Here is a 2,443-nt window from a genome sequence, read left to right on the forward strand (position 1 = left end):
GGCTAGAGCCTGATTTAACGCATAAATATCGCCCGTCAACTGCCCTTCCTCGCTATTTTTGAGGTGCACGTCTGAAATGACGCGACCGAGCTGCAATGACGACAAATCGACGTGCGCCGGGTCTGCCGGAACAGTCGGACCTGAGCCCGACGGCGTGTTGCCTGACACAGAGGCGGACGGCACATTCGGGTCCAAGCCAGTCAATGCCGCTTCGATGGCCGTGCCAGCCAAACTGCTGTCTATTGGCAACGACTCCGCAGAAACCACCGTTGGCCATTGCACCGCACTTGCACCCAGTGCCAAGGCGACCAAAGGCGTGATACCGGTCGCCGTACTAAACATGCTGCCGTCTGCACTGCGAATCATCGCTGCCGTGGCTTCCCGCTGGGCTTGCAACGTAGTGACCGCTCCAAAAGGTACGAATCCAAGCGGGTTACCTGTTCGGTTGGCCAGTGTACGAGCCGTCGTGGTAGACAAACGGCTGTCCTGGGCGTCAACCAGCACCGTTTGGCGGTCATTCGTGCCATCAGTATCTATATCCCCGCCATGCGTGTGCGCCGCATCGCCATCAAAGGTTCGGGTGTTGACCGCATGCAATGTGGCAATAGCCGGGGCATTCGCCTGTTCGTCCAGCTGCAATACGCCACCCGTGACGGACTGGTATRCCACGCCCAAAATGTCGCCGGTCAAGGTCTGCGCTGTAAGAGCGACGCGGCTACCATCAACCTTGATGATCCGGGGTGAACTGCCGCTGAAGTCGATAGCAGCGATACCTGCTTGCGTCAAAGTCTGTGTTTCGCCCTCGCTGCTTGCGTCGGCGTTAACGTCTATCCATAAGCGCAATGCAGCGAATGCCGGATCTCTCACCTCAAGAAACTTGTCGCTATTCGTATCCAGCCAGTTCAAGCTGCTCAGGGCCGAGCCGCTCAGATTCAGGAGCTCACCCGCACCAATGACACCATCTCCGTTGACATCTATCGCCAACGCGCTTTGGTTGGTGGCCAACCACTGGCTGCGCTCCAGATAGCCGTCGCCATCGATATCTATCAGGGCGTTTTGAAGGGCGGGCTCAACCGGCAGCGCGAGTGTGAGAGCTTGCAGTGTCTGGTGGACGCCGTCGGCCAGCTCTTGTGGCAAGCCTGCCTGCGCAGCAGGCAAGTGGATGCCCTGACTTTGCTGGTAATGTGCCAGCACGGTCTGGACCTGCCACGTCGGAGCAATCGCGCCCTGAGCATGCTGCATGAAGTCCCCGGCCAGGGTTTCGCTCGTACCATCGCCCCGGCTACCTTCGCCATCGTAGTAACGAATCTGAGATTGGCCATTCTCATCGGTCCACTTCAGGTACACAAATCCCTTGGCACCGTTGGCCAGATTGAAGCCATCGGGGTCGTACTGATAGCCTATAGCGGGCAGCAGATTGGGAATTAGAGCGCAGCTGTTGCCTGCCTGGTCACGGGTGTTGGCCAATTGAGCTTGCAGGCCATCGACCAGGTTTTGCATCCAGCTTGTGGCAGTAGCGCCGCCGCCTTCCGTGTCCTGATCAGTGACGACGAGGATATTGCCTGCTCCGTCCCATTCGGCATGGGCCAGGCCTTCGCGCATGGGGATATCGGGTTCGTCGGCAAACAGGCCGCCCAAGAGGGTGAGGACAACAGCAGCCACCGCGCCCCAAGGCCCTATCATGCCCAAGCTGCTCATGAGGCTCAGTCCGCTGGAAGCGATACTGACTCGATCGCCCGAATCCAGCGCAAGCACAAAGCCCAGAGCAGGCAGGAAGTTACCGCCCAAATTTTGGCTAATCAACCCGCTGTTGGCTATGCCTGCGGTGGACGTCAGGCTCTCTACAAGGCTGAGCCCGCTGTACAAGGCACYACCGGCATTGCCTTGGTCCAAGGCACTGAGCAAACCCAGCACGCCAGCAGCCGTTCCCAAGTCGCCGGGCAAGGCACCGCCGCCGCTCATCTTGTCTAGTGCGTTGTAAATGCTGCTTACCGCGGCAAGCCGCTGCAAGTCGCCCATGTCGTCCCAATGCTGCAAGCCGATGATGCTGTTCATCAGGCCGATGGCGCTGGCTGCCTGGCTAACTTCGGCCTGCTCTTGTGCGTCTTGGTATTGCTGGGCGCTTACGATGGCATTTGGGTCACCGGATGCCGCCCGGGGGTTGAGGTAAACGCTCGCCCCTCCAATGTCTTTAACCTGTACCCAACCGTTCGACAATCGGGTGACTTCGCCCACCATGTCACCATCGGCGTTGACGAGGAAGCTGCTAGTGTCGTTGAAGGGCAGCACGTCCAGCCCGGCTAACTGACCCTCGCCGTATGCTCCGCCACTGTGACCGCCGGCAAAGTGGCTGGCTAAGTGGGAGGCCGGAATATCGACGACGTTGAGTGGTTCGTCTACACCGTGACCACCATCAGTAACCACAGCGTTGTCGGTGTGAGTC

The 2,443-nt window shown here is 59.2% G+C and carries 1 protein-coding gene; it reads right to left on the minus strand.

Translation table 11 applies throughout. From position 1 onward, the window contains the following. The coding region (locus tag AC1DWI_RS19810) for a hypothetical protein (RefSeq protein WP_477725534.1) at positions 1–2,443 on the minus strand (2,443 nt) is incomplete at both ends.

The organism is Polaromonas sp. P3_C2, assembly GCF_056402675.1.